General features: G+C 59.5%; 1 protein-coding gene. It reads right to left on the bottom strand.

The genetic code is table 11. The features are described from left to right. Positions 1-1,570: calcium-binding protein (locus LPJGGPFB_RS32835; protein WP_282438173.1), on the bottom strand; the 1,570-nt coding region annotated here is incomplete at both ends.

The following is a 1,570-nucleotide window of genomic DNA, read 5'->3' as shown; positions in this document are numbered from 1 at the left end:
AGTACTGGCCGAACGCCATGAAGAAGATGTTGGCGTCCTTATCGTTCTTCGGCAGATCGAGTTCCTGGCTGCCGAGGATATTGCTGATGTTGCGCGGGTCGAGCCCCGAGAAGATCGGATTGATGTTGTTGTTGCCGGTCGTCGGGTTGTAGGCACCGTAGTGCGCATCGGTGATGCGAATAAACGGCGTGTCGGCCGAACCCCAGGTTGGATTGTCTTCGTTGTTGCCGTGACCGGAAAGTGTCCGCACGCCGGAGAAGTCGTTGGTGTCATCGTCTTCGTCGAAGGCCGGAAGCCCGTTGACCAGGTTCTTGAGGCCGGCAAGGTCGTTCGCGGTGTATTCGAAGCGACCCGAGACACCTTCGTCATTGCCAGGTGTCGGCGGTGTATTCTGGAATTGCGGCGGCACCGCACCGGCAAACGTGATCGAGTGCGTTCCGTTCGAGAACGTCTTCGTGCCGTTCGCATTGGTGGTCATGGTGTAGTCGGAAATGTTGCTTCCCGGCGCCAGTTCCACCACGTCCTGTGGCCTGAGGTTGCCGACGATCGTATCGTTACCGCCATTGGTGCGGAACAGGATACGGTGCGAAGACTGCAGCGCGCTGAAGTCTACGGTGTCGTCGCCTGCATCGCCATTGATCGTGATCGTGTTGACGCTGAGGCCGGTCGGCGAGAAATCGCCGATCGTCTGCACAATGTCCGGGCCAACACCCGTATTGATGACGATCTCTTCGATGTCGTTGAGTTCGGCAATGACCGAGGCGTTGTTCGTGCCGTTGCGGGTAATGACGATTTCCGTCGCCGCGTTGAGGGTGCCCACGGCGTTACCGGCGGCAAACCATTCGGCGCGGGTGTAGATCCGGAAGGTTTCGTTGGAAGTGTCGCCGTTGATGACCACGGTGTCGCCGCCGGCATCTTCGCTTTCGCCGTTGATGACGTCGCGACCCTCGAGAACATCGACGGTGATCGTGTCATCGCCCGCACCGGCATTGATGGTGTCGTTGCCGCCCTGGCCGTTGATCTGATCGGCAAAGGTCGACCCGGTCAGGGTATTGCCTGCAGCGGTGCCGTTGATGGCAGCGGGAGCCGGCGTATCGGCGAGGATGAAGTCGGCGATGCTGATGTCGTTGGGATCAACGGCATCGACGAGGATCGTACCGATCGTGGTCGTGCCGGTGGCATCCCGAATGGTCAGCAGCGTGTCGTCCGTTCCAACAACAACAACACGGGTTTCCAGCACACGGGTCGCAAAGTCGGCTGCCGTAATGCCCAAAGCGCTCAGATCGATGAGGTCCTGGCCCCCGGCAGGGTTGGCATCGAACGCGTTGATGACGTCATTGCCGAAATCGATCGTGTCATAAACGTAGATATCGTTGCCGTTGTTGTCGTTGAAGGTGTCGTCACCGGCACCGCCACGCAGCTTGTCATTGCCATCGTCGCCGTCGATCGTATCGTTGCCGTCACCGCCCGAAAGCGTATCGGCTCCGTTGTTGCCGAGCATGGCGTTGGCGAGCGCATTGCCGACGCCGGTAATAGCACCGGCACCGTTCTTGGTGAGGTTCTCGACGTT

The sequence above is a fragment of the Ensifer adhaerens genome (assembly GCF_013283195.1).
Taxonomy (GTDB): Bacteria; Pseudomonadota; Alphaproteobacteria; order Rhizobiales; family Rhizobiaceae; genus Ensifer; species Ensifer adhaerens_G.
The sequence above is the reverse complement of the archived record's forward strand: the minus strand, read 5'-3'. Positions and strand labels throughout refer to the sequence as shown.